This window comes from Arthrobacter sp. 10T44, from assembly GCF_056393885.1.
In genome coordinates this window covers 54,359-78,122 of sequence record NZ_JBFTGT010000007.1, presented here as the reverse complement: position 1 = coordinate 78,122, position 23,764 = coordinate 54,359, and the positions used below count along the sequence as shown (strand labels likewise).

18 protein-coding genes are annotated in these 23,764 nt (G+C 68.6%); 13 read left to right on the top strand and 5 right to left on the bottom strand.

Going from position 1 to position 23,764, the window contains the following annotated elements:
• Positions 1-397: 397 nt before the first annotated feature.
• A complete protein-coding gene (locus AC1DBL_RS12755) occupies positions 398-2,920 on the bottom strand; it encodes a DNA gyrase/topoisomerase IV subunit A (protein WP_476926258.1) in 2,523 nt (840 codons plus the stop codon).
• Between the two features lie 110 nt (positions 2,921-3,030).
• On the opposite strand from AC1DBL_RS12755, the gene AC1DBL_RS12750 reads away from it, so the two are divergent.
• From AC1DBL_RS12750 to AC1DBL_RS12740, 3 genes are all read left to right on the top strand, one after another.
• Positions 3,031-5,778 (top strand): bifunctional acetate--CoA ligase family protein/GNAT family N-acetyltransferase, encoded by a 2,748-nt coding sequence (locus AC1DBL_RS12750; RefSeq protein ID WP_476926257.1) that lies wholly within the window; start codon positions 3,031-3,033, stop codon positions 5,776-5,778.
• 33 nt (positions 5,779-5,811) lie between these two features.
• Positions 5,812-6,555, top strand: a complete 744-nt coding sequence (locus AC1DBL_RS12745; protein ID WP_476892726.1) for a DUF5998 family protein — start codon at positions 5,812-5,814, stop codon at positions 6,553-6,555.
• A gap of 79 nt (positions 6,556-6,634) precedes the next feature.
• Positions 6,635-7,840 carry an alkaline phosphatase family protein gene (locus AC1DBL_RS12740; RefSeq protein WP_476926299.1) on the top strand — a complete coding sequence of 402 codons (1,206 nt, stop codon included), beginning with the start codon at positions 6,635-6,637 and terminating at the stop codon, positions 7,838-7,840.
• A gap of 25 nt (positions 7,841-7,865) precedes the next feature.
• On the opposite strand, the gene sepH is transcribed toward AC1DBL_RS12740, so the two are convergent.
• Positions 7,866-9,287 carry a septation protein SepH gene (gene sepH, locus AC1DBL_RS12735; RefSeq protein ID WP_476926256.1) on the bottom strand — a complete coding sequence of 474 codons (1,422 nt, stop codon included), beginning with the start codon at positions 9,285-9,287 and terminating at the stop codon, positions 7,866-7,868.
• A 324-nt stretch (positions 9,288-9,611) separates the two neighbouring features.
• Here sepH and AC1DBL_RS12730 point away from each other — a divergent pair, with 324 nt between their 5' ends.
• Positions 9,612-9,911 carry a DUF4193 domain-containing protein gene (locus tag AC1DBL_RS12730; RefSeq protein WP_138769577.1) on the top strand — a complete coding sequence of 100 codons (300 nt, stop codon included), beginning with the start codon at positions 9,612-9,614 and terminating at the stop codon, positions 9,909-9,911.
• A gap of 57 nt (positions 9,912-9,968) precedes the next feature.
• Here AC1DBL_RS12730 and AC1DBL_RS12725 read toward each other — a convergent pair whose 3' ends face one another.
• The gene (locus AC1DBL_RS12725) at positions 9,969-10,454 is read right to left on the bottom strand and encodes a DUF3093 domain-containing protein (RefSeq protein ID WP_476926255.1); all 486 of its coding nucleotides are present in this window, start codon (positions 10,452-10,454) and stop codon (positions 9,969-9,971) included.
• Positions 10,455-10,574: 120 nt separating this feature from the next.
• On the opposite strand from AC1DBL_RS12725, the gene dut reads away from it, so the two are divergent.
• The 4 genes from dut (at position 10,575) to AC1DBL_RS12705 (ending at position 13,002) form a co-directional block, all read left to right on the top strand.
• Entirely contained in the window at positions 10,575-11,105 is a 531-nt protein-coding gene (gene dut / locus AC1DBL_RS12720; protein WP_476892723.1) for a dUTP diphosphatase, read from the top strand.
• A 79-nt stretch (positions 11,106-11,184) separates the two neighbouring features.
• A complete protein-coding gene (locus AC1DBL_RS12715) occupies positions 11,185-11,901 on the top strand; it encodes a DUF3710 domain-containing protein (RefSeq protein ID WP_476926254.1) in 717 nt (238 codons plus the stop codon).
• Positions 11,894-12,301: a hypothetical protein gene (locus AC1DBL_RS12710; protein WP_441418828.1), complete on the top strand. Its 408-nt coding sequence runs from the start codon at positions 11,894-11,896 to the stop codon at positions 12,299-12,301. The genes AC1DBL_RS12715 and AC1DBL_RS12710 overlap by 8 nt, the downstream gene beginning before the upstream one ends.
• Positions 12,298-13,002, top strand: coding sequence for a DUF3159 domain-containing protein (locus AC1DBL_RS12705; protein ID WP_441418827.1), 705 nt, complete (start codon positions 12,298-12,300; stop codon positions 13,000-13,002). The genes AC1DBL_RS12710 and AC1DBL_RS12705 overlap by 4 nt, the downstream gene beginning before the upstream one ends.
• Before the next feature lie 61 nt (positions 13,003-13,063).
• On the opposite strand, the gene AC1DBL_RS12700 is transcribed toward AC1DBL_RS12705, so the two are convergent.
• Positions 13,064-13,834, bottom strand: coding sequence for a potassium channel family protein (locus AC1DBL_RS12700; protein WP_441418826.1), 771 nt, complete (start codon positions 13,832-13,834; stop codon positions 13,064-13,066).
• Positions 13,835-14,506: a potassium channel family protein gene (locus AC1DBL_RS12695; RefSeq protein WP_441418825.1), complete on the bottom strand. Its 672-nt coding sequence runs from the start codon at positions 14,504-14,506 to the stop codon at positions 13,835-13,837.
• 154 nt (positions 14,507-14,660) lie between these two features.
• On the opposite strand from AC1DBL_RS12695, the gene AC1DBL_RS12690 reads away from it, so the two are divergent.
• The 5 genes from AC1DBL_RS12690 to AC1DBL_RS12670 all read left to right on the top strand — a co-directional run bounded on the left by AC1DBL_RS12690 (position 14,661) and on the right by AC1DBL_RS12670 (position 23,697).
• Positions 14,661-16,637: an APC family permease gene (locus AC1DBL_RS12690; RefSeq protein WP_441418824.1), complete on the top strand. Its 1,977-nt coding sequence runs from the start codon at positions 14,661-14,663 to the stop codon at positions 16,635-16,637.
• On the top strand, positions 16,634-17,980 hold the full coding sequence (locus tag AC1DBL_RS12685; protein WP_476926253.1) for a class I SAM-dependent RNA methyltransferase: 1,347 nt from the start codon (positions 16,634-16,636) through the stop codon (positions 17,978-17,980). The genes AC1DBL_RS12690 and AC1DBL_RS12685 overlap by 4 nt, the downstream gene beginning before the upstream one ends.
• Positions 17,981-18,126: 146 nt before the next feature.
• A complete protein-coding gene (locus tag AC1DBL_RS12680; RefSeq protein ID WP_476926252.1) occupies positions 18,127-20,940 on the top strand; it encodes an aconitate hydratase in 2,814 nt (937 codons plus the stop codon).
• A gap of 131 nt (positions 20,941-21,071) precedes the next feature.
• Entirely contained in the window at positions 21,072-23,045 is a 1,974-nt protein-coding gene (dxs, locus tag AC1DBL_RS12675; RefSeq protein ID WP_476926251.1) for a 1-deoxy-D-xylulose-5-phosphate synthase, read from the top strand.
• Between the two features lie 94 nt (positions 23,046-23,139).
• Entirely contained in the window at positions 23,140-23,697 is a 558-nt protein-coding gene (locus AC1DBL_RS12670) for a hypothetical protein (RefSeq protein ID WP_476926250.1), read from the top strand.
• Positions 23,698-23,764 lie beyond the last annotated feature (67 nt).

Here is a 23,764-nt window from a genome sequence, read left to right as displayed (position 1 = left end):
CGGGCACGACATAGAGCGTGCCGAGTTCGCCGCAATTCAGGACCTACACCAATGTCCGTTTGCTCGAAAATTCCCTATCCAACACTCTGGTCTGCGGAGCTGGCCCTTCGTGCCATCCAAAGAATCGCTTCGACGCGGGGACGAAAGTCGCCAACCGGTGCCTACTTTTGCAGCCACTGCCGGCAGTGGCACCTCACCTCGAAGTCGAGAACTCGGGTGCCACCATGGTCCCCGCGGGCTGGCTCCGCCACAATGCGGGTTCGCAACTGATTGCGCCCGGCCGTTTGCCAGAAATGGCCGCTAAGCCGGGCAAGTTAGCGGCCATTCGTGGCGAATGGGTGGACCTGGAAGCTTGCGCCGGCCCGCACTGCACCGGATGCCCGGTCTAGCGGCCCGCCTAGGCCTCCGGCGCCGCTTCTTCCCGGGCCCAGGCCATGCTCGGACCGATCGCGTCGACGGCCTGGGACAGCGGAATGCCGGAGCCGTCGCGGCGGCCGTGCTCGCCCGGAAGCGAGCGGGCCACCCCGGCCAGCGAGGATGCCTTCGCCGGGCCGTGACCGGCCCAGGCGAGGAGCAGGGTGTCCTCGCCCTTGAGGAAGCGGTGCGCGCGGACACCGGCCGTGCCGCGGCCCTTGGCCGGGTACTCCGCCAGCGCCGTGACCTTGGCGGCGCCCGGGGCGGTGCCCGGCAGCGCGCCTTCGGTGCCGGCGATGGTGACCACCACGGCGGCGTCGTCGTCTGGGCGCGCCGTGCCGAAGTGCAGCACCCGGTCACCGGCAGCCAGCTTGATCCCGGCCATACCGCCGGCGGTGCGGCCCTGCGGCCGGACCGCGGAGGCGCTGAAGTGCAACAGCTGGGCCTGGCGCGTCACGAAGACCAGCTCGACGTCGTCGGCGGCGGCGGGCTCGACGCCCACCACGGTGTCCTTGTCCTTGAGCGCGATCACTTCCCAGTCCTCGCGGTTCAACGGGTAGTCCGGCTGGACGCGTTTGACCACGCCCTGCGCGGTTCCGATCGCAAGGACCTGATCCAACGGCGCGAAGGCCACGAGGGTTTCGCCCTTGAGCAGCGTGATGAAGTCCTTGGCGGGGACGCCGCCGGCCATGTTGGGGGTGCCCGAGGTGGGCGGCAGCACCGGCATGTCCATCACCTGGAGCCGCAGCATCCGGCCCTGCGACGTGACCGCGGCAATCTCGCCGCGAGCGGAGGTCCTGACCACGGAGCGGAACACGTCGTGCTTGGCCCGCGGGCCCGACTCGGCGAGGCTGTCCTGGTTGGCCGTGCGGGCGATCTGGCCGGAGGCCGTGAGGATGGCCCAGCAGGGGTCGTCCGCGATCTCCAGGGCCAGCGGCGCGGCCTTGCCCTTGGCGCCGGGTGCGGCGGCGAGGGCGGCGGCCACCGCGGGGGAGACGGCCTCGGATTCGAGCAGCACGGTCCGTCGCGGCGTGCCGTACTTGTCGGCGAGTTCGCCGAGCTCGTCGGAAACCAGCCCGCGCAGCAGCTCGGGGGAGTCCAGAATGGCCTGGAGTTCCGCGATCTCGCGGCGCAGCTCCTCCTGTTCCTTCTCCAGCTCGATCCGGGAGTACTTGGTCAGCTGACGGAGCCGCAGCTCCAGGATGTAGTTGGCCTGGATCTCGGAGAGATCGTAGATGGACATCAGCCGGGTGCGGGCCGCGGCGGCCTCGTCCGAGGAGCGGATGATCTGGATGACCTCGTCGATGTCCACGATCGCGATGAGCATGCCCTCGACCAGGTGCAGGCGGTCCTTCTTCTTGCCCAAGCGGAAGGAAGTGCGGCGGCGGACCACGTTGATGCGGTGGTTCACGTAGACGGAGAGCAGCTCCAGCAGGCCCAGGGTCTGCGGCTGGCCGTCGACGAGCGTGACGTTGTTGATGCCGAAGGAATCCTCCATCGGCGTGAAGCGGTAAAGCTGCTGGAGCACCGCGTTCGGGTTGAAGCCGTTCTTCAGCTCGATCACGAGCCGCAGCCCGTGCTTGCGGTCGGTGAGGTCCACGATGTCGCTGATGCCGGTCAGCTTCTTGCCGTTGACCGCGTCCTTGATCTTCTCGATCACCTTCTCCGGGCCCACCATGTACGGCAGCTCCGTGACCACGAGGCCGGTGCGGCGCGCCGAGAGCTGTTCGACGTCGACCTTGGCTCGGGTCTTGAAGGAGCCGCGGCCGGTGGCGTAGGCGTCGCGGATGCCGTCCAGGCCTACGATCCGGCCGCCGGTGGGCAGGTCGGGGCCCGGGACGAACTTCATGATGTCCTCGAGCGAGGCGTCCGGATGCGCGATCAGGTGCCGCGCCGCCGCCACCACTTCACCCAGGTTGTGCGGGGCCATGTTGGTGGCCATGCCGACTGCGATGCCGGTGGCGCCGTTGACCAGAAGGTTCGGGAACGCGGCCGGGAGCACGTCGGGCTGGGTGAGCTGGTTGTCGTAGTTCGGGACGAAGTCCACCACGTCTTCGTCGAGGTGGTCCGTCATGGTCAGCGCCGCCGCCGCCAGCCGGGCCTCGGTGTAGCGCGGGGCGGCCGGACCGTCATCGAGCGAGCCGAAGTTGCCGTGGCCGTCGATCAGGGGCAGCCGCAGGGAGAAGTCCTGCGCCATCCGGACCATGGCGTCGTAGATCGCGGTGTCGCCGTGCGGGTGCAGCTTGCCCATCACTTCGCCTACCACGCGGGCGCTCTTGACGTGTCCGCGGTCGGGGCGCAGGCCCATCTCGCTCATCATGTACAGGATGCGCCGCTGCACGGGTTTGAGGCCGTCGCGGGCGTCGGGCAGGGCCCGGGAGTAGATGACCGAATAGGCGTACTCCAGGAACGAGCCTTCCATTTCGGAAGTGACGTCGATGTCGACGATGTTCTCGATGAAGTCCGGGGATTCCCCTGCCGGGGGCGTGGTTTGGCGGCGTGCCATGAGGCTGGTGGGTCCTTCTACGGGTTACTCAGTTGATGGTGCGTTGGACTTGCGTGGCTGTTGAGGCGCGATGACGGCGGGCAGCTCAAGTTTATGGCTAGGCTAAGCCTATGGTGGATCAGCCCGCGGACGGCGTATATCCGGAACATTGGGAAGCCGATGTCGTGCTGCGCGACGGCGGGACAGCGCACCTGCGCCCCATCCACCCCGCCGACTCCGACGCGGTGCAGGCCTTCCATGTGGGCCAGTCGCAGAAGTCGATCTACATGCGCTTCTTCGCCTTCAAGTCCAAGCTGTCCGCCAAGGAACTCAAGCGCTTCACCGAGGTCGACTACAAGGACCGGGTGGCCCTGGTGATCACCATCGGCGGCGAAATCATGGGCATCGGCCGCTACGACCGGCTCGACGACCCGGAAGAGGCGGAGGTGGCGTTCAACATCGCCGACGCGCACCAGGGCCGCGGGATCGGCTCCATCCTGCTCGAACACCTCGCCGCCGCGGCCCGCGAAAACGGCATCCGCAAGTTCAGCGCCGAGGTGCTGCCGGAGAACCGCAAGATGCTGATGGTCTTCTCCGACGCCGGTTACGACGTCAAACGGCACTTCGACGACGGCGTCGTGAGCCTCGAGTTCAACATCGACCCCACGGACAAGTCCCGGGCCGTGATGGAGTCCCGCGAACACCGCGCCGAGGCCCGCAGCATCCAGGAACTGCTCGCCCCGTCCTCGGTGGCCGTCATCGGTGCCAGCCGCAAATGGGGCACCGTCGGCTACCAGCTGCTGGAACACATCATCGAGGGCGGCTTCACCGGCCCGGTCTACGCGATCAACCCCGAGGCCCTGGAACTGGCCGGCATGCTGTCCTTCGCCAAGCTCTCCGAGGTCCCCGGACCGGTCAAGCTCGCCATCATCGCGGTCCCGTATGACGAGGTGCCCAAGGTGGTCCAGGAGTGCGGGGAAGCCGGGGTCAAGGGGATCGTGGTGGCCACCGCCGGCTACGCGGACGACGGCGAACGCGGCCTCGCCCGGCAGCGCGACCTGGTCCGCCAGGCCCGCGCCAACGGCATGCGCGTGATCGGCCCGGCCTCGCTGGGCATCGTCAACACCAACCCCGCCGTGTCCCTCAACGCCTCGATGGCTCCCTCGCTGGCGCGCCGCGGCGGCCTCGGCCTGTTCAGCCAGTCCGCGGCGATCGGCGTCTCGCTCTACGCCGCCTCCAGCCGCCGCCGGGTGGGCATCTCCACCTTCCTCTCCGCCGGGAACCGCGCCGACGTGTCCGGCAACGACATGATGCAGTTCTGGGAGGACGACGCCGACACCACGGCCGTCGGGCTCTACCTCGAATCGATCGGCAACCCGCGCAAGTTCTCCCGACTGGCCCGGCGGCTCGCGCGGACCAAGCCGGTGATCGTGGCCAAGTCCGATGCGATGGGCCTGAACCTGCCTCCCGGCCACGCCGTGCGCACCACGCAGGCGCCGCCCGAGGCCCTGGACGCCATGATGCGGCAGGCCGGCGTGATCCGGGTGGAGACCATTGAAGAGCTGATGGACGTCGCCCAGATCGTCTCCAGCCAGCCGCTGCCGAAGGGGCCCGGCGTGGCCGTGTTCAGCAACTCAAGCGCGCTCGGCAAGGTGGTGGCCGACCGGGCAACCGCGGCCGGTCTCGGCGTGGAGCGCATCGTGGCCGACGTCGACCTGGACGCCGGCATGTCCAAGTCGCTGCCGGCACTACGCCGCAGCCTGCAGGAGACCCTGACCGTCGACTCGGTGCACGCCGTCGTGGTCGCGCTGTTGCCGGCCCGGGGGCTGACCGTCGAAAAGATCGGCGCGGTGCTGGCCGAGTGCTCGGCGGCCGCAGGGAAGCCTGTGGTTGCCGCGTTCACCGGCCTTCTTGACCCGTCCATCTACGTCGAGGGCATGGTCGGCGCTCCCGCCGAAGCCGGCGCGAAATCCGCGGCCGCGGGAGCCGCCGCGGAAGCCACAGCTGCGGAACCGGCCGCCGGGGTGCCCTGCTACTCCAACCCCGGGGCCGCCGTCGCCGCCCTCGCCGCGGTGGTGCGCTACGCCCACTGGGTGGTCCGCGACCAAGGGCTGTTTGTGGAGCCCGAAGGCTGCGACCCGGAGGGCGCCCACGAGGACCTGGAGGAGCTGCTCCGGCCCGTGAGTGGCGAGCAGCTGGTCCGGTTGGACCCTCCGTCCGCCGCGAAGCTGCTGGGCCGCTACGGCATCCGGGTGCTGCCCTCGGAGGGCTTCGAGTCGGAAGACGACGCCGTCGCCGCGGCGGAGCGGCTCGGCTGGCCGGTGGCGCTGAAGACCACGGACCCGGCTCTGCGGCACCGCCTCGACCTTGGCGGGGTACGCCTGGACATCCAGGACGCCGACTCGCTGCGCCGCAACATCGCCCAGATGCGCAAATCACTGCAGCGCTACGGCTCACCGTCCCTCGAGGTCCAGTCGATGGCCCCGGTGGGGCAGGCCTGCACCTTCCGCGCCATCGAGGACCCGCTGCTGGGCCCGGTGGTGTCCTTCGGGCTGGCCGGCGACGCCGTGAACCTCCTCGATGACTGGGCCCACCGTGTGCCGCCGCTCTCCGGCTCCGACGTGCACGACTTCATCCGCGCGCCCCGCGCGTCGCGCAAACTCTTCGGCTACCAGGGCCTGCCCGCCGTCGACGCTGCCGCGCTCGAGGACCTGGCGGCCCGGCTGACCAGGCTCAAGGACAACCACCCCGAGATCGCCCTGGTGGAGTTCAACCCGGTGCTGGCCGGACCAGACGGCGCCGTGATCCTGGCCGCCGACGTCCGGATTGCCAACGCCGCCCAGCGCACGGACACGGCCAGGCGGGCCATGCGCAGTTAGCATGTCCCCAGCCGATCTGTGAAAATGGGAGCCATGAGTTCCCAGCCTCCAGCATCCCAGCCCCAGGCGTCCGTCTCCGGCCGCCACGGCTCCCCGCACCATGGCCTGCACGACCACAGCGCGCAGGGCCAAAGCCTGGACGGCGCCCTCCAGCAGGCAGGCTTCTACCCCCGCCTGGTCGCCGACGTCGTCGCCGACGCCCTGGACGGCCGCGACTGCGTGGCCCACCTGGTCCACCTCGAGACCCACTTTGACCGTGCCGAAGTGCGCCGGCACATCACCGTGCTCGTGCTGACCGAGGACATGCTGGTGATCACCCATGTGGACGACCAGCAGCTCGACGAGGCCGGCGAGCAAATCGTCGCCCAGGTTTCCACCGAGTCCGTCCCCGTCACGCAGATCCGCTCGGTGGTGCTCAGCTACGTCTACGCCCAGCCGCAGGACTACAAGCCCTCGGACCCGGTCCGTGAGCTGACCCTCTCGATCGCCTGGTCCGGCGGCCAGCGCCTCGACATGGGCCCCGCCAGCTGCGGTGACCCGCAGTGCGAGGCCGACCACGGCTACAGCGGCACCATCGCGCAGGAGGACATCGTGCTGCGGATCAGCGCCGAAGCCGACGGCCTGCAGGCCGTGCAGGACGCGAAGCTCTTCGCCCGCGCACTCCGGGCCGTGAACACCGGCTCCACGGCCCCCGCGCCGCACGGTGTCCCCACGCTTCCGCCGCGCCCGCGTACCGGCGTCTTCGGAAACCGCCTCAGCCGCGGCCACCAGCGCTGAGATGGTGCCGGTCCGCGCCTCCGGGTCCCCGCTGCCTTCGCCGCAGGCGTCCGTCCGTGCTCCCGGCGGCCCCGCCGGGATGCCCGCGCCCCCGGCCTATGGGGAACGTTCCATCGCGGAGGTGCTCAGCAGCGCCGCGGCCAGCCTCGGCGTCCCCGGTTTCCAGAACCGGCTGAACCTCCCTTCGGCAAAGCACGTCTGCGTCGTCCTGGCCGATGGCCTCGGCCGGCAGCTGCTCAAGCAGAAGATCGCCCACACCCCGTTCCTGCGCTCGGTGCTGCAGGCCGGCCAGGGAGCCGTGCCGGTGTGGCTCGATGCGGCCTTCCCCTCCACCACGGCCGCGTCGCTGGCCAGTTTCGGGACCGGGCTGGCCGCCGGGCAGCATGGGATGGTCGGCTACGACGTGCTGGACCCGGACCAGGACCGGGTGGTCAACATGCTGGGCAACTGGGACGACGGCGTCGACCCTCAGCTCTGGCAGCCGCTGCCCACCGTGTTCGAGCGGGCCGCCGGGCACGTCGACGTGAGCACTGTCGCCCTGCCGCGGTTCAGCGACTCCGCCATGACCCAGGCCGCGCTGCGGGGCGGACGCTTCCTGGCCGGAACCACCTCGCACGCCCGGACCGCGGCCGCGGCGGAAGCCATGGCAGGGGCGGACAGCTCGCTGATGTACTTCTACGTCCACGAACTGGACAAGGCCGGGCACCGCTACGGCTGCCAGTCGCCGCAGTGGGAACACCAGCTCGAAGAGCTCGACGCGACCGTCCGCCGGCTCAATGCCACCCTCCCCGTCGGCACCACCGTGCTGGTCACCGGGGACCACGGCATGCTCGACGTGCCTGAATCGCAGCGGATCGACTACTCCGCCGAGCCGGACCTCATCGCAGGCGTCCGGCACACGGCAGGGGAGCCGCGCATGGTCCACCTCTACCTGGGGGATGGAGCCGGCGACGCCGGCCGGCTGCGGCTACTGGAGGCCTGGCAGGCCCGTTTCGGTGACCGGATCTGGGCCTTCACCCGGGAAGAGGCCGTGGCTGCAGGACTCTTCGGCGAGGTCCGGGGCCCGGTCGGGCCGCGGATCGGCGACATCATGATCGCTGCCCGCGACGCGCTGGCGTTCTACGACACCCGCAGGGTCCAGGCCAGGGCGCTGGAGGTGGTGGGGCAGCACGGCTCGCTGACCAAGGCGGAGCGCGAAATACCGCTGCTGTGCTTCGCCGCGGAAGGAAAGCCGGGTGGGCCCAAGGCCGCCGGAAAGGCCGCCAATAAAGCTCCGCGCCGCTGATTTGGTCCCTGGCGGGGCGGAGACCCTAGTCGCTGCGGGTGCCGAAGACGATTTCGTCCCAGCTGGGCACACTGGAGCGCTTGGGCTTGGAGGGCTGGCGCTCCGGCGTTTCGGGCTCACGTTCGTTCCGGGAGGCTTCGTTCCGGGAGGCTTCGGTCCGGGAGGCGTCGCTGCGGGATGCCGCTGATGACTCGTTCTGCGCCCGCCGGGACGGTCCGCCGCCCAGGAGCTCATCCAGTCCGGGGCTGGACGTGGGACCGGTGCGTACCGGGCGCAGCTGCGAGGCCGCGATGGTGATCTCGCGGGTCTCGGTGCTGACCCCGTCGTGAAGCTTCAGCGCGTCGTCTTCGCTATTGTCCTGGTGCCGTGGCGCCAGGCTCAAGCGGGAGAGCATGGACGGCCGGGCGTCCCGGCGTCGGGTCAGGGCGTCGGGGTTGGGAATCGAATGCGGTTCGGCTGACGCCGCGGGCGGGGTTGCTTCCTCTGCCGGCTCGTCCTCCCGGGGCGCCTCAACCTCCACCACGTCGTCTTCGGTCTCGTTCAGCGACGGAACCTCGGACGGCCGCGGGTGGGCGGCGGGAACACCGTTTGTCAGCAGCAGCGCCAGGGCGTCGTCGGCGTCTTCATCCAGGCCGAGACGCTGCCCGCGGCGGGAACGGAGCATGTCCAGCAGCCCGTCGGCGTCCTTCTCCTGCTGAACTCCGTGCTGCTGAACGATGCTGAGCTGCGCCGTGGCACTGCGTGCCGCGGCTTCCGCATCGGTCTCGAAATCAAAGGGCCGGTCCGAAACCGCCGAGAGGCGGCGGGCCGGGACAGGGCCGTCCATCGGCTCGAGTTCGCTGAGCTGCTGGGCCCAGCGGTTGGCGTTCTGCAACGACTTGCGCGCCGGGCTGAACGTCCACATGGCCGGCGGCTCTTCACCGATCGCGGCGTGGGCGCCGGGCTGTGCATCGAAACGGGCCACCACGTTCCAGCTGCCGTCCGGGCGTCGCCAGGAGTCCCATTCCACCGTTGAAGGCTCGATTCCATGGGCCCGCAGCCGGTGCATGACCATGTCGTCCAAGGTCGCTGGCTGGTCGCCGAAGAAGGAACGGTAGCTGTCGTGACCCGCGGAAGGGGAGGCCACTTCGATTTTGCGTGCCTGCTGGGCGACGTACTCGCGTTCGGCCAGCACGGGGCCCTCGTACCGCTGCACCTTGGCCAGCGGAATGCCGGAAAGAGCGGCCACCTCCGCGGCGGTCGCACCGCTGCGGATCCTGGCCTGGATATCGCGGGGGGACATGGCAATGGGATCCGCGCCCCCGCCGGAAGCAGCCCTCGCCGGCGTCCGGCTCGCAGCCGCCCGAAGAGCCTCAGCGATCGGCAGCTGGAACATCTCGCCGCCGGTGCCACTCAACAGGAGATGCTCCCCGTCGTCGTGGACGCCTACAAGCCGTAGATCCTGCATACAAATCCTCCACCCTGGCATTACTAACATTCGAAACTCTGCCACCGTTGGGTCCCAATTCGGGTTAGGAGGGAGGGCGCGCCGTGATTTTCCGCGACTTTCCGCCGGATGGGGGCCGTCCGGAGCGGACGGCGCCGCCGCCGGACCACTGGCCTCTGGCGCTCGGCAGGGGTTTGGGCAAAAATGACCCGACATCGGGCACAAAAAGCGATTGTCCGGCGTTGACATCGGTGAACCGAACCCGGACCGGGGCGGGGGCTACCAGCCCCGCCGGTGCGGCGGAGGCGGACCAACCCAACGAATGCGGAGTGTGAGCAACAACTAATGGCGACAGACTACGATGCGCCGCGCAAGACTGAGGAAGACCTTAACGAGGACTCCATCGAGGAACTGAAGTCGCGGCGTACGGACAAGCCTTCCGCGGTGGTCGATGAAGACGAAACCGACCTCGCCGAAGGCTACGAACTCCCGGGCGCCGACCTGTCCGGCGAGGAGCTGCTGGTCCGGGTGCTGCCCGCCCAGGCAGACGAATTCACCTGTGCCTCCTGCTTCCTGGTCCGCCACCGTTCGCAGATCGCCCGCGAAAAGGACGGCCTGAAGTACTGCAAGGACTGCGAGGGCTAAGGGCCGCCGCCCTCCTGCCGGCCTGGGACCGGCCCGGGCTGTTGTTAGCCGGGGTTGTTAGCGCGACAGCGCCGTGACGAGCTCGTCGGGGTGCCGCGTGGACGCCAGCCAATACGGGGTGCGGTCCGAGGGGTCGGTGATCTCGATGCGGACCACCGGGTCGATCCAGCCGCGGATGCACATGAAGGCGAGGCCGTTGAGCCGGGTGCCGCGCTCGGCCGTCGCCTCCGCGCCGCGGAAGGCCGTGGCCTCGCCGACGAAACGGCGTTCAATCGTCGCCCGGCCCACGCGCAGCGTTGTGGCCGTCACCGTGATGGACGGCGTGGACACGATCAGCAACACCGCCAGGATCGTGAAGAGCACGACGGCGGCGGTGATGCCGGCGGCCATACTGATCGGCGCGAACACCAGGATGCCGGCCGCGGCCAGCCCGGCAGCCACCAGCCAGATCCAGAAATTCGGCCAAAGCTTTTCGCTGAACAGGACGGTGGCGTCGTTGGGGGTGCTGTTGGAGGCCGGCATGGCTGCGCTGGATTCGGGCATGAGCCCAGCTTTCCACTTTTCCCGGGCCATTTCACCTTGGCCGCCAGGCCGCCGCCCGCGGACACCGGGGGCGGCGGCGCGGTAGGTCTATCCTCCCCGCGGGCGTTACAGTGGGGAACTGTGACTGAAGAAACCACTGCCGTGAATACCCCGGCGGCAGACCCCTCGGCCAGCGGCCTTCCGGCCTACGGAGCCCCCACCCTGACGGTGCAGCTGAAGATGCTCGACGACGGCCTGCAGCCGCCGTCGTACGCCCACCCGGGCGACGCCGGCGCGGACCTGCGTGCCCGCGAGGACGTTGTGCTCGGGCCGGGGGAGCGGCGGCTGGTGCCCACCGGGGTGTCCATCGCGCTTCCTGACGGCTTTGTCGCCTTGATCCACCCCCGTTCCGGCCTGGCCACCAAGCACGGCCTGACCGTGGTGAACGCACCCGGCACGGTGGACGCGGGCTACCGCGGGGAGATTGCCGTGACTCTGCTGAATACTGACCGCGACGAGGCGATTGAACTGCGCCGCGGCGATAGAATTGCACAAATGGTCATCCAGCGCGTGGAGTACGCGGAGTTCGTGCCCGTCCAGGAGCTCAGCGATTCGGTCCGCGGCGCCGGCGGCTTCGGCTCCACCGGCGGTTTCGGCGCCCCCGGGGCCTGAGCCCCGCCCGTTTGACGCATCTGTTCCCTGTCCCGAGGCCAAGCGCCTGGCACAGGATCACAACTAAGGAGACAACACCATGGTTTTTGGGCGTGGCAGGAAAGCCAAGCAGGAGCAGTTGACGGACACCGGCGACACCCGGGAGGACGCAGCTGTTGACGCCGGCGCGCCCGCCGACGGCACGGCTGGCGCCCTGCGGAGCGCCGGTCCCCATGACGTCGCGGACATCGACAACCAGGACGGCTACGTCGACCTCGGCGCCCTGTTGATTGCTCCGCGCGAAGGCCTGCAGCTCCGCCTTGAGGTCGAAGAAGCCACCCAGCGCGTCGTGGCCGTCACCATGGACCTGGAAGGTTCGAGCCTGCAGCTGCAGGCCTTCGCCGCGCCCCGCTCCGAAGGCCTCTGGGACGAAATCCGTGAGCAGATCGGCCAGTCCGTGGGCAGCCAGGGCGGCCAGGTTGAGGAGATTGAGGGCCACTTCGGCATCGAGCTCGTCGCCAAGCTGCCTGCCGGCGACGGCAGCGAGGGCTATCGGGTGGCTCGGTTCATCGGCGTCGACGGCCCCCGCTGGTTCCTCCGCGGTGTCCTCGGCGGAGACGCCGCACTGGACCGCGATGCCGCCGCCGGACTCGAGGAACTGTTCCGCCAGATCGTCGTGGTGCGGGGCGAGAGCCCCATGCCGCCGCGCGAGCTGCTTCAGCTCCGCCTTCCCCGGGACTCCGGCGTCGCGGCACCGCAGGGTGCCCCGGAGTTCGAGCAACCCGAGCGCGGACCGGAGACTACCCAGATTGGTTGATGCCGCCGGCAAGAAAGCTGCCGCAGCTGTCCCCGTGCGGGGGCTGCCCGAGCGCGGACGTGTGCTGTGCCGCGGCTTCATTGAATCTGTGACCTATGCCCCGGCCAGCGAGGTGGCAGCTTTCACAGCCATCGTCACCGACCATGACGCCCCGCCGGCCAAGGCGCGGCCGGCCGCTTCTGCGGTCCAGGCCGCCCAAGCCGGCCAGCCCGGCGTCCGGCGCAAGCGGCCTGCCGCGGCCGCCGACCGGCTCCGCGTGATCTGGCTGGGACGGCGCCGCATCCCCGGCGTGAAGGCCGGCCTGGAGCTACGGCTCGAGGGCATGGTCACTGTCCGGGACGGGCTGCCCACCATGTTTAATCCGCGCTACGAAATACTCTCCCGCCTGGAGGAACAATGAGCACGCCCGAAGACCAGCAGCCCTCGGTGGCCCAGCTCGCCGAAGGCTACGCGGCGAAGGCGGGACTGCACCGCACCAGCAACGGCAACATCGACGTGCTCAAGAGCGCCGGCGGTGTCCAGGGCATCGCCGAAAGCATCCTTCCGGGGCTGGTGTTCCTGATCGCCTTCACCGTGACCCGTGAACTTCCGCTGGCCCTGATCGCCGCGCTGGCGGTGGCCGCGGCGTTTACCGTCGCCCGGCTGATCCAGCGCAAGCCGCTGACGCAAGCGCTGGCCGGCATTGTCGGCGTCGGGCTATCAGCCTGGCTCGCGAACTCGACCGGCAAGGCCGAGGACTTCTACGTCCTGGGCTTCTTCACCAACCTCGGCTACATCCTTGCGATGTCGATCTCCATCGCGGTGCGCTGGCCCTTCGCCGGGCTGCTGTTCGGTTTCATCCGGAACGAGGGCCTGGACTGGCGCAAGCATCCGGCCCGGGTGAAGGCCTACCGGATCGGCACCTGGGTGATCATTTCGGTCCTGGCCCTGCGCCTGATCGTGCAGGTCCCGCTGTACCTAATGGGGGAGCAGGGCCTCGCAGGCCTCGCCACCACCAGGCTCATCATGGGCGCGCCGCTGTACATCCTGGGCATGTGGGTCGCCTGGCTGCTCACCCGTCCCGCGCCGGCCCCGGCTGACCAGCCGAGCGAAGCCGACTAACCCGCAGTTGTTGTCGTTTTGAGCGGTCAAAACGACAACAACTGCGAGCCAGTTGGGCGGTTCAGCCGTCGAAGCCGTCGTCGCCGGCGGGCTGGGTCTCGCGGCCATGCAGGTCCGCGTTGACCGGGTGCTGGCCGGCGCTCGAAGGTTCACCGGCTGACTCGACCTCGGACTCCGGGGCCGAGAGCAGGGCCCGCAGCCCGTCCTCGGCAACGATGGTGGTGACGAAGAACAGCTCGTCGCCGCCGTCGATCACGTCGTCCCGGCTCGGCGTGATGGGCGCCTGGTCGCGCAGGATCGCCACCAGGGTCGCGTCCTCGGGCCAGTCGATGTCGCCCACGGTCAGGCCAATCACGTGCGAATCATGCGGCACCGTGAACTCCACCAGCGAGGACACCCCGGTCTGCAGGGTGAGCAGGCGGACCAGGTCGCCGATCTCCACGGCCTCTTCCACGAGGGCTGTCATCAGCTGCGGGGTGTTCACCGCGACGTCGACGCCCCAGGAATCATCGAACATCCAGTCGTTCTTCGGGTTGTTCACCCGGCCGACGGTCCGTCCCACACCGAACTCGGTCTTGGCCAGCAGCGAGACCACAAGGTTCACCTTGTCGTCGCCCGTCGCGGAGACCACGACGTCGGCGTCTTCCAGCCGGGCGTCCTTGAGGGTGCTGAGCTCGCAGGCGTCGCCGACCAGCCAGTGCGCGCCGCGCAGCCCGCTGCGGCCGATCACCTCGGGCTTGAGGTCGATCAGCAGGATCTCGTGCTTGTGGGCCAGCAATTCACGGGCGATCGAGGAACCGACGCTGCCCGCCCCGACGATGACAACTTTCACTTAGGACTCCTTGGCGGGGGACTTGGCAAGAATGTGGGCGACCTCGGAGGTGCGGTCCACGCTGAGCATGGCGTGGACGGTGTCGCCGTCCTGGTACGAGGTTCCGGGCCCGGGGAGGATACCCTCGCCGAAGCGCGTGAGGTAGGCGACGCGGATGTCGGCGGCCTTCTCAAGCGCGGACACCGGGTGGCCGATCCAGCCGGAGTCCACGTCCACCTCGGCCAGCACCAGCCGGCCGGAGGGGTCGCGGAAATCACCGGCGAGGTGCTGTTCCGGAAGGATCCGCCGGAGCACCTGGTCCGCGCTCCAGCGCACCGCCGCGACCGTGGGGATGCCGAGGCGCTGGTAGATCTCCGCGCGGCCCGGATCGTAGATCCGCGCCACGACGTGCGGAACGTGGAACGTCTCGCGGGCCACCCGGGTGGCCAGGATGTTGGAGTTGTCGCCGCTGGACACGGCAGCGAAGGCGTAGGCCTCCTCGACCCCGGCCTGCTTGAGGGTTTCCCGGTCAAAGCCGACGCCGGTGACCTTGCGGCCGGAGAAACCGGTCCGGAGCCGGCGGAACGCACGGTCGTCCTGGTCGATGATCGCGACCGAATGGCCGGCGTCCTCCAGTGTGTGCGCCAGGGTTGCCCCGACACGGCCACAACCCATGATCACGAAGTGCGCCACACGTGCCTCCTCAAGCTTCTGTGTCTGTTGCTGCGTAAAACTCTACCGGCCACCGGGGCCCCGGAGCCGGTCCGACGGCGGTGCGGCCGGGCGCCTGCCCGCAGGCAGGCTTCGCCGTCATGACATCGCGTCCGAATCAGACTAGCTTTGTCTGGTGCTGACAATTTTCAATGCCGTGAAGCGGGTGCTGGTAGGCAGGCCCTTCCGGAACGACCGTCTGGCCCACACCCTGCTGCCGAAGCGGATCGCGCTCCCCATTTTCGCCTCCGACGCCCTGTCTTCGGTGGCCTACGCGCCGGACGAAATCCTGTTGACCCTGGCGCTGGCCGGCGTCAGCGCGGTGGCGTTTTCCCCCTGGGTGGGGCTCGCCGTCATGGTGGTGCTGCTCACAGTGGTGGCCTCCTACCGCCAGAATGTGCACGCTTACCCCTCCGGCGGCGGCGACTACGAGATCGCCAACGAAAACCTGGGCAAGTACGCCGGCCTCACCGTCGCCTCGGCCCTGCTGGTGGACTACGTGCTCACCGTCGCGGTGTCGATGTCCTCGGCCGCCGCCTACCTGACCACTGCCGTCCCCTCGCTGCACGGCCAGCAGGCAGCGATCGCCACGATCGGCGTCGTAATCCTGGCCCTCGTGAACCTGCGCGGCATCCGCGAAGCCGGCAGTGTCTTCGCGGTGCCCACCTACATCTTTATGTTCTCAATCCTCGGCATGACCGCCGTCGGCGTCTTCCAAGCCGCCACCGGCCAGCTCGGCCAGGCGCCGTCGGCCGAGTTCCAGATCGTCCCGGCCCCCGGCTTCGACGAGGGACTGGTCGGACTCACCGGGGCGTTCCTGCTGCTCCGTGCGTTCTCCTCCGGCGCCGCGGCCCTCACCGGCGTGGAGGCCATCAGCAACGGCGTGCCGAACTTCCGGAAGCCCAAGAGCAAGAACGCAGCCACCACGCTGCTGCTGCTCGGCGTGATAGCGGCCTCCATGCTGGCCGGCATCATCTATCTGGCCAACGCCACCAAGGTCCACATCGTGCTGGACCCGGCGAAGGAGTTCCTGCTCAACGGCAAGCCGGTGGACGAGGACTACATCCAGAACCCGGCCATCAGCCAGATCGCTCAGACCGTCTTCGGCGCCGGTTCCATCCCCTTCTACATCGTGGTCGCCGCCACCGGCGTGATCCTGGTGTTCGCCTCCAATACCGCCTTCAATGGCTTCCCGGTCCTTGGCTCGATCCTTGCCCAGGACGGCTACCTGCCCCGCCAGCTCCGCACCCGCGGGGACCGGCTCGCGTTCAGCAACGGTGTGCTGGCGCTGGCCGCCGGCGCGCTGGTGCTGATCATCGCGTTCAACGCCGACGTCACCAAGCTGATCCAGCTCTACATCGTGGGCGTTTTCATCTCCTTCACGCTGAGCCAGCTCGGCATGATCCGGCACTGGGGACGCGAGCTGAAGCTCGCCAAGGACCCGGCCACCAAGCTGCGGATGGTCAAGTCCCGCACCATCAACACGATCGGCTTCGGCATGACCGGCCTGGTCCTGGTGATCGTGCTGATCACCAAGTTCGAGCAGGGCGCCTGGATAGCGCTGCTGGCCATGTTCATCCTGTTCCTGATCATGTGGAGCATCCGGGCCCACTACGACAACGTGGCCAAGGAACTCGCCGTGGACGAGGACTCCTCGCCCCGGGCGCTGCCCACCCGGGTGCATGCCGTGCTGCTCGTCTCGCACGTGCGCAAGCCCGTGCTCCGGGCGCTGGCCTACGCCCGTGCCTCGCGGCCCTCCCGGCTGGACGCCATCACTGTGGACATCAGCCCGGAGGAAACCGAACAGACCCTGGCGGATTGGGAGAAACTGGAAATCCCGGTGCCGCTGACGGTGCTGGCCAGCCCGTTCCGCGAAACGGTCACGCCGATCATGGAGTACATCAAGAACATGCGGCGCGACTCGCCGCGCGACCTGATCGTCGTCTACATCCCCGAATACGTCGTCGGCAAGTGGTGGGAGCAGCTGGTCCACAACCAGACGGCGCTGCGGATCAAGACGCGGCTGCACTTCGAGCCCGGCGTCATGGTTGCGAGCGTGCCGTGGCAGCTGAAATCGTCCGAGGAAGCCAAGAGACTGCAGGATATCCAATGAGCACCGACACCACGACGCCCGCCCGCACCGAGCTCGTCGTCGACGTCGGCCCCGTCGCGCACGGCGGCCACTGCGTGGCCCGGCACGAGGGCCGCGTGATCTTTGTCCGTCACGGCATCCCCGGCGAGAAAGTCCGGATCCGGCTGACCGACGAGGGCGAGTCCGCCAAGTTCTGGCGCGCCGACGTCGTTGAGGTGCTGGAGGCCTCCCCGGACCGGGTGGAGCACTTCTGGCACGCGGCCGACGCGCAGCGGTCCTGGTCCCACGGCCACCCTCCCGTCGGCGGCGCCGAGCTGGGCCACATCTCGCTGGACCGCCAGCGCAGCCTCAAATCCGAGGTGCTGGCCGAGCAGCTGCACCGCCTGGCCGGCGTCGACGTGCCCGTCACGGTCGAGGCCGTGGGGGAGGCAGCCGCCGGCGCGGCGACCGGCCTGGCCTGGCGCACCCGCGCAGGTTTCGCCGTGACGCCGGGTGGCAAGCTCGGCATGCATGCGCACCGCTCCGACGCCGTGTTCCCGGTCCGTGAGATGCCGCTGGCCGTCGAGGGCATCAACGCCCTGAAACTCTGGGACATCGACCTGCAGGGGATTGAACGGATTGACGTCGCAGCTCCTGCCAACGGGTCGCGGCCGCTGGTGCTCCTGGTGCCCTCGGCCGGAACCCGGGCCAAGCGGCTCAGCGCCGTCCTGGCCCAACTGCCGGACGACGTCTCGGTGGCGCGGGTGGACCCGGGCACGGGCGAGGTGACGCAGTTGCGGGGCCGCACCTGGGTGCAGGAAACGGCGGCCGGCCACGAGTACCGGGTCACCGGCGACGGCTTCTGGCAGATCCACCGCGACGCCCCGGACACCCTGGTGGGGGCCGTCACCGGCTTCCTGCACGACGGCGGCTACCTGGCCGCCGGGGCAGTGGTGGCGGACCTTTACGCCGGCGCGGGGCTCTTCACCGCGCCCCTCGCCGACGCCGTCGGCGTCACCGGCTCCGTGCTGTCCGTGGAAGGGGCGCCCGGCACCAGCAGGGATGCCCGCAAGAACCTGCACGGCGCCTCCCAGGTCGAGATCGTGCAGGGGAAAGTGGAGCGGGTGCTGCGGCAGAAGCCGCGCAACTTCGACGCCCTGGTCCTGGACCCGCCCCGGGCCGGCGCCGGCAAAGCCGTGGTCAACCAGCTGGTCGCGGCCGGTCCCCGGGCGATCGCCTACGTCTCCTGCGATCCGGCGTCATTTGCCCGCGACGTGGGCTACTTCCAGCAGGCCGGCTGGGTACTCGGGGAGCTGCGTGCCTTCGACCTGTACCCGCACACCCACCACATGGAGACTGTGGCGTTACTGACTCCCCGGGGCTAAGGCCACTAGGATGGGCGGAGTAGTCCGACCTCGCGCACTGCAGTCCCTGAAATGAGTTTCACTACACATGTCCTAGTTAGGCTGCCCTAACTAGCAAGGGGTCTGCGGCGCGACAAAGATGAAACTGTTGCGAGAGGAGTCCTGCGATGAGCATTGTGGACAGCTTCGGTTCAAAAGGCAAACTTAATGTAGCCGGTACCGAATACGAAATTTTCCGGTTGAACTCCGTTGAAGGTGCAGAAAACCTTCCGTTCAGCCTCAAGGTATTGCTTGAAAACCTGTTGAGGACCGAGGACGGCGCCAACATCACGGCCGATCACGTCCGAGCACTGGCCGGTTGGGACCCCAACGCCGAGCCCGACACTGAAATCCAGTTCACGCCGGCGCGCGTGATCATGCAGGACTTCACTGGCGTGCCCTGCGTTGTCGACCTCGCCACCATGCGCGAGGCCGTGAAGGAACTCGGCGGCGACCCCAAGCGGGTCAACCCGCTGGCGCCGGCGGAAATGGTCATCGACCACTCCGTCCAGATCGACGCCTTCGGCAACTCCGGCGCACTGGAGCGCAATATGGAGATCGAGTACCAGCGCAACGGTGAGCGGTACCAGTTCCTGCGTTGGGGCCAGACCGCGTTCGACGACTTCAAGGTCGTCCCGCCGGGAACCGGCATCGTGCACCAGGTCAACATCGAATACCTGGCCCGCACCGTCATGACCCGCGAAATCGACGGCGTCGTCCGTGCCTACCCGGACACCTGCGTCGGCACCGACTCGCACACCACCATGGTCAACGGCCTGGGCGTGCTCGGCTGGGGCGTCGGCGGCATCGAGGCCGAGGCTGCCATGCTCGGCCAGCCCGTCTCCATGCTGATTCCCCGCGTCGTCGGCTTCAAGCTGACCGGGTCCATCCCGGCCGGCGCCACCGCCACCGACGTCGTGCTCACCATCACCGAGCAGCTGCGCCAGCACGGCGTGGTCGGCAAGTTCGTGGAGTTCTACGGCGAAGGCGTCGCGGCTGTGCCGCTGGCCAACCGCGCCACCATCGGCAACATGAGCCCCGAGTTCGGCTCCACCGCCGCAATGTTCCCGATCGACGACGTCACGCTCGACTACCTGCGCCTCACCGGCCGCTCGGACGAGAACGTGGCCCTCGTGGAGTCCTACGCGAAGGAACAGGGCCTCTGGCACGATCCCTCCCGCGAGATCAAGTTCTCCGAGTACCTTGAGCTGGACCTGTCGACGGTTGTCCCGTCGATCTCCGGCCCGAAGCGCCCGCAGGACCGCATCATCCTCACCGAGTCCAAGGCACAGTTCCGCGAGGACCTGCGCAACTACGTGAAGGAAGAGCTTGTCGACGGCAGCCTGGACGAAGCGATCGACGAAAGCTTCCCGGCTTCCGACTCGCCGTCGTTCACCGCCTCGGCGACCCACCTCACGGACCAGGCGCCGCACGCGCACGGTCCGAAGTCCAACGGCCGCCCTTCCAAGACCGTGGCCGTCAAGACCGCCGACGGCCGCGAGTTCGAGCTGGACCACGGTGCTGTGTCGATCGCCTCGATCACCTCCTGCACCAACACGTCCAACCCGTCCGTGATGCTGGCCGCCGCCCTGCTGGCCCGCAACGCCGTGGACAAGGGCCTCACCTCGAAGCCCTGGGTCAAGACCTCCGTGGCCCCCGGGTCCAAGGTCGTCACCGACTACTACAACAAGTCGGGCCTGACCCCGTACCTGGAGAAGCTGGGCTTCTACATCGTCGGCTACGGCTGCGCGACCTGCATCGGTAACTCCGGTCCGCTCGACGCCGAAATCTCGGAGGCCATCCAGGCCAACGACCTTTCCGTCACCGCAGTCCTCTCCGGTAACCGCAACTTCGAAGGCCGGATCAACCCGGACGTCAAGATGAACTACCTGGCCTCCCCGCCGCTGGTCATCGCGTACGCCCTGGCCGGCACCATGGACTTCGACTTCGAGAACGACGCGCTGGGCCAGGACGAAGCCGGCAACGACATCTTCCTGAAGGACATCTGGCCGAACCCGGTCGAGGTCCAGCAGGTCATCGACTCCTCGATCGACAAGGGCATGTTCGCCCGCGGCTACGAGGGCGTCTTCGACGGCGACGACCGCTGGAAGGCACTCGACACCCCGGCCGGCGACACCTTCGCCTGGGATGAGAAGTCCACCTACGTCCGGAAGCCCCCATACTTCGAGGGCATGAAGGCCAAGCCGGAGCCGGTCCAGGACATCACCGGAGCGCGCGTGCTGCTCAAGCTCGGCGACTCGGTCACCACGGACCACATCTCCCCGGCCGGTTCCTTCAAGTCGGACACCCCGGCCGGCCAGTACCTGCTGGCCAACGGCGTGGAGCGCAAGGACTTCAACTCCTACGGCTCACGCCGTGGCAACCACGAAGTCATGATCCGCGGCACCTTCGCCAACATCCGGATCAAGAACCAGCTCCTCGACGGCGTCGAGGGCGGCTTCACGCGCGACTTCACGCAGGCCGACGCCCCGCAGGCCTACGTCTACGACGCCGCGCAGAACTACCAGGCCGCCGGCACCCCGCTGGTTGTCCTGGCCGGTAAGGAATACGGCTCCGGCTCGTCCCGTGACTGGGCCGCCAAGGGCACCGCACTGCTGGGTGTCAAGGCTGTCATCGCCGAGAGCTACGAGCGCATCCACCGCTCCAACCTGATCGGCATGGGCGTCCTGCCGCTGCAGTACCCGGCCGGCCAGAACGCCGCCAGCCTGGGCCTGACCGGCACGGAGACCTTCGCGGTCTCCGGCGTCACCGCGCTCAACGAAGGCACCACGCCGAAGACCCTCACGGTCACCGCGACGGCCGAAGACGGCTCCACCACCTCCTTCGATGCGGTCCTGCGCATTGATACCCCGGGTGAAGCCGACTACTACCGCAACGGCGGCATCCTGCAGTACGTGCTGCGCCAGATCTCCGCTAGCTAGCGGCAGCCAGGCAGCACCACCCGAAAGCCCCGGCCCGTCCCTGACGGGCCGGGGCTTTCGCGTTCCGGCACCCGGCCCGGTTCCGAGGCGTTAGAGTTAAAAGGCATGTCTACTACCCGGAGGAGGGGCCGTTGGGAATTTTGGAGACCATCCGGAGTCCGCAGGACCTGAGTAAGTTGTCCCAGGCGCAGCTGGACCAACTGGCCGCCGAGGTCAGGGAATTCCTGATCGGCAACGTCTCCCAGACGGGAGGCCACCTCGGGCCGAACCTTGGCGTCGTTGAACTCACCATCGCGGTACACCGGATCTTCGACTCCCCCCGCGACAGCATTGTCTTCGACACCGGCCACCAGTCCTACGTGCACAAGCTCCTCACCGGGCGCCAGGACTTCAGCACACTGCGCCAGCAAGGCGGCCTGTCCGGCTACCCGGACCGGGCAGAATCCGCGCACGACATCGTCGAAAGCTCGCACGCGTCCTCCTCACTCTCCTGGGCCGACGGCATCTCCCGCGCCCGGCAGCTGACCGGCGACGGCGACCGCTACGTGATCGCCGTCGTCGGTGACGGCGCCCTGACCGGCGGCATGGCCTGGGAAGCGATCAACAACATTGCCGCGGACAAGAAGCGCCGCGTTGTGATCGTGGTGAACGACAACGGCCGCTCCTACGCCCCGACCGTCGGCGGCGTCGCCGACTACCTCGCCTCGCTGCGCCCCACCATCGATTCGCTCCGTGCCGCCCCGGCATACGAGGGCGCGCTGGACTGGTGGAAGAAGCGGCTGCAGAACGGCGGCCCGGCGGGCCAGTTCACCTACAAGAGCCTGCACGCCATGAAGAAGGGCATCAAGGACTGGTGGGCGCCGCAGGGCATGTTCGAGGACCTTGGCATGAAGTACATCGGCCCGGTGGACGGCCACAACCTCCAGGCCATGGAAAACGCGCTGTCCACGGCCAAGAACTACGCCGGCCCCGTGATCGTCCACGCCATGACCGAAAAGGGCCACGGCTACGCGCCGGCCCGCGCGCACGAGGCGGACCAGTTCCACGCCGTCGGCATCATTGATCCGGAAACCGGCGAGCCCACCGAGGCCGGCGGGGCCAAGTCCTGGACCTCCGTCTTCGCCGACGAAATCGCCGACATCGCCGACGAACGCAAGGACATCGTCGGCATCACCGGCGCCATGCTGATCCCGGTGGGGCTGCACAAGTTCGCCGCCCGCCACCCGGAGCGCGTGTTCGACGTCGGCATCGCCGAACAGCACGCCCTCACCTCCGCCGCCGGCATGGCATTCGGCGGACTTCACCCCGTGGTGGCGGTCTACGCGACCTTCCTGAACCGCGCCTTCGACCAGCTGCTGATGGATGTCGCCCTGCACAAGGCCGGCGTCACGGTGGTCCTGGACCGGGCCGGCGTCACCGGCCCCGACGGCGCCAGCCACCACGGCATGTGGGACATGGCGATGGTCCAGATCGTCCCCGGCCTGCACCTCGCCGCGCCCCGCGACGCCTCCCGGCTGCGCGAGGAACTGCGCGAGGCCGTCGCCGTCGAAGACGCACCCACCGTCATCCGCTACTCCAAGGGCACCGTCGGCGCGGAAGTCGAAGCCCTCGAACGGCTCAGCGACGGCGTCGACGTGCTGGCCCGCCGCCCGGCCGGATCCAGCGACAACGACGTGCTCATCGTCAGCGTCGGCGCCATGTCCGAACTCGCGCTGGACGTCTCGAACCGGCTCGGCGCCCAGGGCATCAGCTCCACCGTGGTGGACCCGCGCTGGGTCCTCCCGGTGCCGCAGTCCGTCATCGCCCTCGCCTCGCACCACCGCCTCGTGATCTGCATCGAGGACGGTGTCCGGGCCGGCGGCGTCGGCTCCCGGATCCGCCAGGAAATGCGGGCCGCCGGGGTGGACACCGCCCTCAACGAGGTGGGCCTCCCGGTGGAGTTCCTGGACCACGGGAGCCGCAGCCAGGTGCTGGAGCGGGTCGGGCTGACCGCCCAGCAAATCACCCACGACGTCGTCGCGCAGGTCCTTGGGACCAAGGTGCCGTTTGCGCGGCCGCTGCCCGGGCAGCAGCACCCCAGCACCGGCAGCCTGCCGATCCTGTGAGGGATCCGGCGTCGGACCAGCCTTACCCAGCCGTCAAGGCACAGCAATCACCCTTCGACGGCACTGACCGCGGACGGTTTACGAAGGGACAGCCATGAGCGGCATCATCCGGGTCTACAAGCGCGACGAAGAGGGAGTCCTGCACTTCAGGGAAGCCTGGATTGACGAGGAGTACCACGAGTTCGTGATGAACCACGGCGTCGTCGGGCACCAGAGCAAGACCGAGGAGACCGAGGCGGCCGACGCCGCCGCGGGCGAGGGACTCATGGAGGCCTTCGCGGCGCAGTGCGCCGAGGACGGCTACGCGGAGATCCCGGACGAGGAACAGTTCTGGGTGGTGGCGCAGTACGCGCTGAAGACCAAGGACGGCACCAGCCGCGACCGCTACCTCGAGGAAAAAGCCAAAGACGCCCTGATCAGCCACCTCGCCTGGCGCGGCCTCGGCGTCGTGGACCGGTCCGAGTTCTCCGACGCCAAGCTCAACATCTTCTGCCTCACCCCGGACGTCAACAAGACCGTCAACGCGATCAAGGTCTGCATCCGCGGTGAGGACCTGGATTTCACCAAGCTGAGCATCGGCGCCGCCCCGTTCGGCAGCACTGACTTCAAGCTCAAGCACTCGGCCAAACCGGCCAACAGCTTCACGCTCTAGGCACCGCGCCTGGACATCCACCGGTAAGGAGCCGGCACCGGCTCACATCAGTTTTGGGGGCAAGCGA

What these genes read in the sequence shown, in the direction of transcription:
- AC1DBL_RS12755 (WP_476926258.1), bottom strand. Translation starts at nt 2,920, where the DNA reads ATGGCACGCCGCCAAACCACGCCCCCGGCAGGGGAATCCCCGGACTTC.
- AC1DBL_RS12750 (WP_476926257.1), top strand. Translation starts at nt 3,031, where the DNA reads ATGGTGGATCAGCCCGCGGACGGCGTATATCCGGAACATTGGGAAGCC.
- AC1DBL_RS12745 (WP_476892726.1), top strand. Translation starts at nt 5,812, where the DNA reads ATGAGTTCCCAGCCTCCAGCATCCCAGCCCCAGGCGTCCGTCTCCGGC.
- AC1DBL_RS12740 (WP_476926299.1), top strand. Translation starts at nt 6,635, where the DNA reads ATGCCCGCGCCCCCGGCCTATGGGGAACGTTCCATCGCGGAGGTGCTC.
- sepH (WP_476926256.1), bottom strand. Translation starts at nt 9,287, where the DNA reads ATGCAGGATCTACGGCTTGTAGGCGTCCACGACGACGGGGAGCATCTC.
- AC1DBL_RS12730 (WP_138769577.1), top strand. Translation starts at nt 9,612, where the DNA reads ATGGCGACAGACTACGATGCGCCGCGCAAGACTGAGGAAGACCTTAAC.
- AC1DBL_RS12725 (WP_476926255.1), bottom strand. Translation starts at nt 10,454, where the DNA reads ATGCCCGAATCCAGCGCAGCCATGCCGGCCTCCAACAGCACCCCCAAC.
- AC1DBL_RS12715 (WP_476926254.1), top strand. Translation starts at nt 11,185, where the DNA reads ATGGTTTTTGGGCGTGGCAGGAAAGCCAAGCAGGAGCAGTTGACGGAC.
- AC1DBL_RS12705 (WP_441418827.1), top strand. Translation starts at nt 12,298, where the DNA reads ATGAGCACGCCCGAAGACCAGCAGCCCTCGGTGGCCCAGCTCGCCGAA.
- AC1DBL_RS12685 (WP_476926253.1), top strand. Translation starts at nt 16,634, where the DNA reads ATGAGCACCGACACCACGACGCCCGCCCGCACCGAGCTCGTCGTCGAC.
- AC1DBL_RS12680 (WP_476926252.1), top strand. Translation starts at nt 18,127, where the DNA reads ATGAGCATTGTGGACAGCTTCGGTTCAAAAGGCAAACTTAATGTAGCC.
- AC1DBL_RS12670 (WP_476926250.1), top strand. Translation starts at nt 23,140, where the DNA reads ATGAGCGGCATCATCCGGGTCTACAAGCGCGACGAAGAGGGAGTCCTG.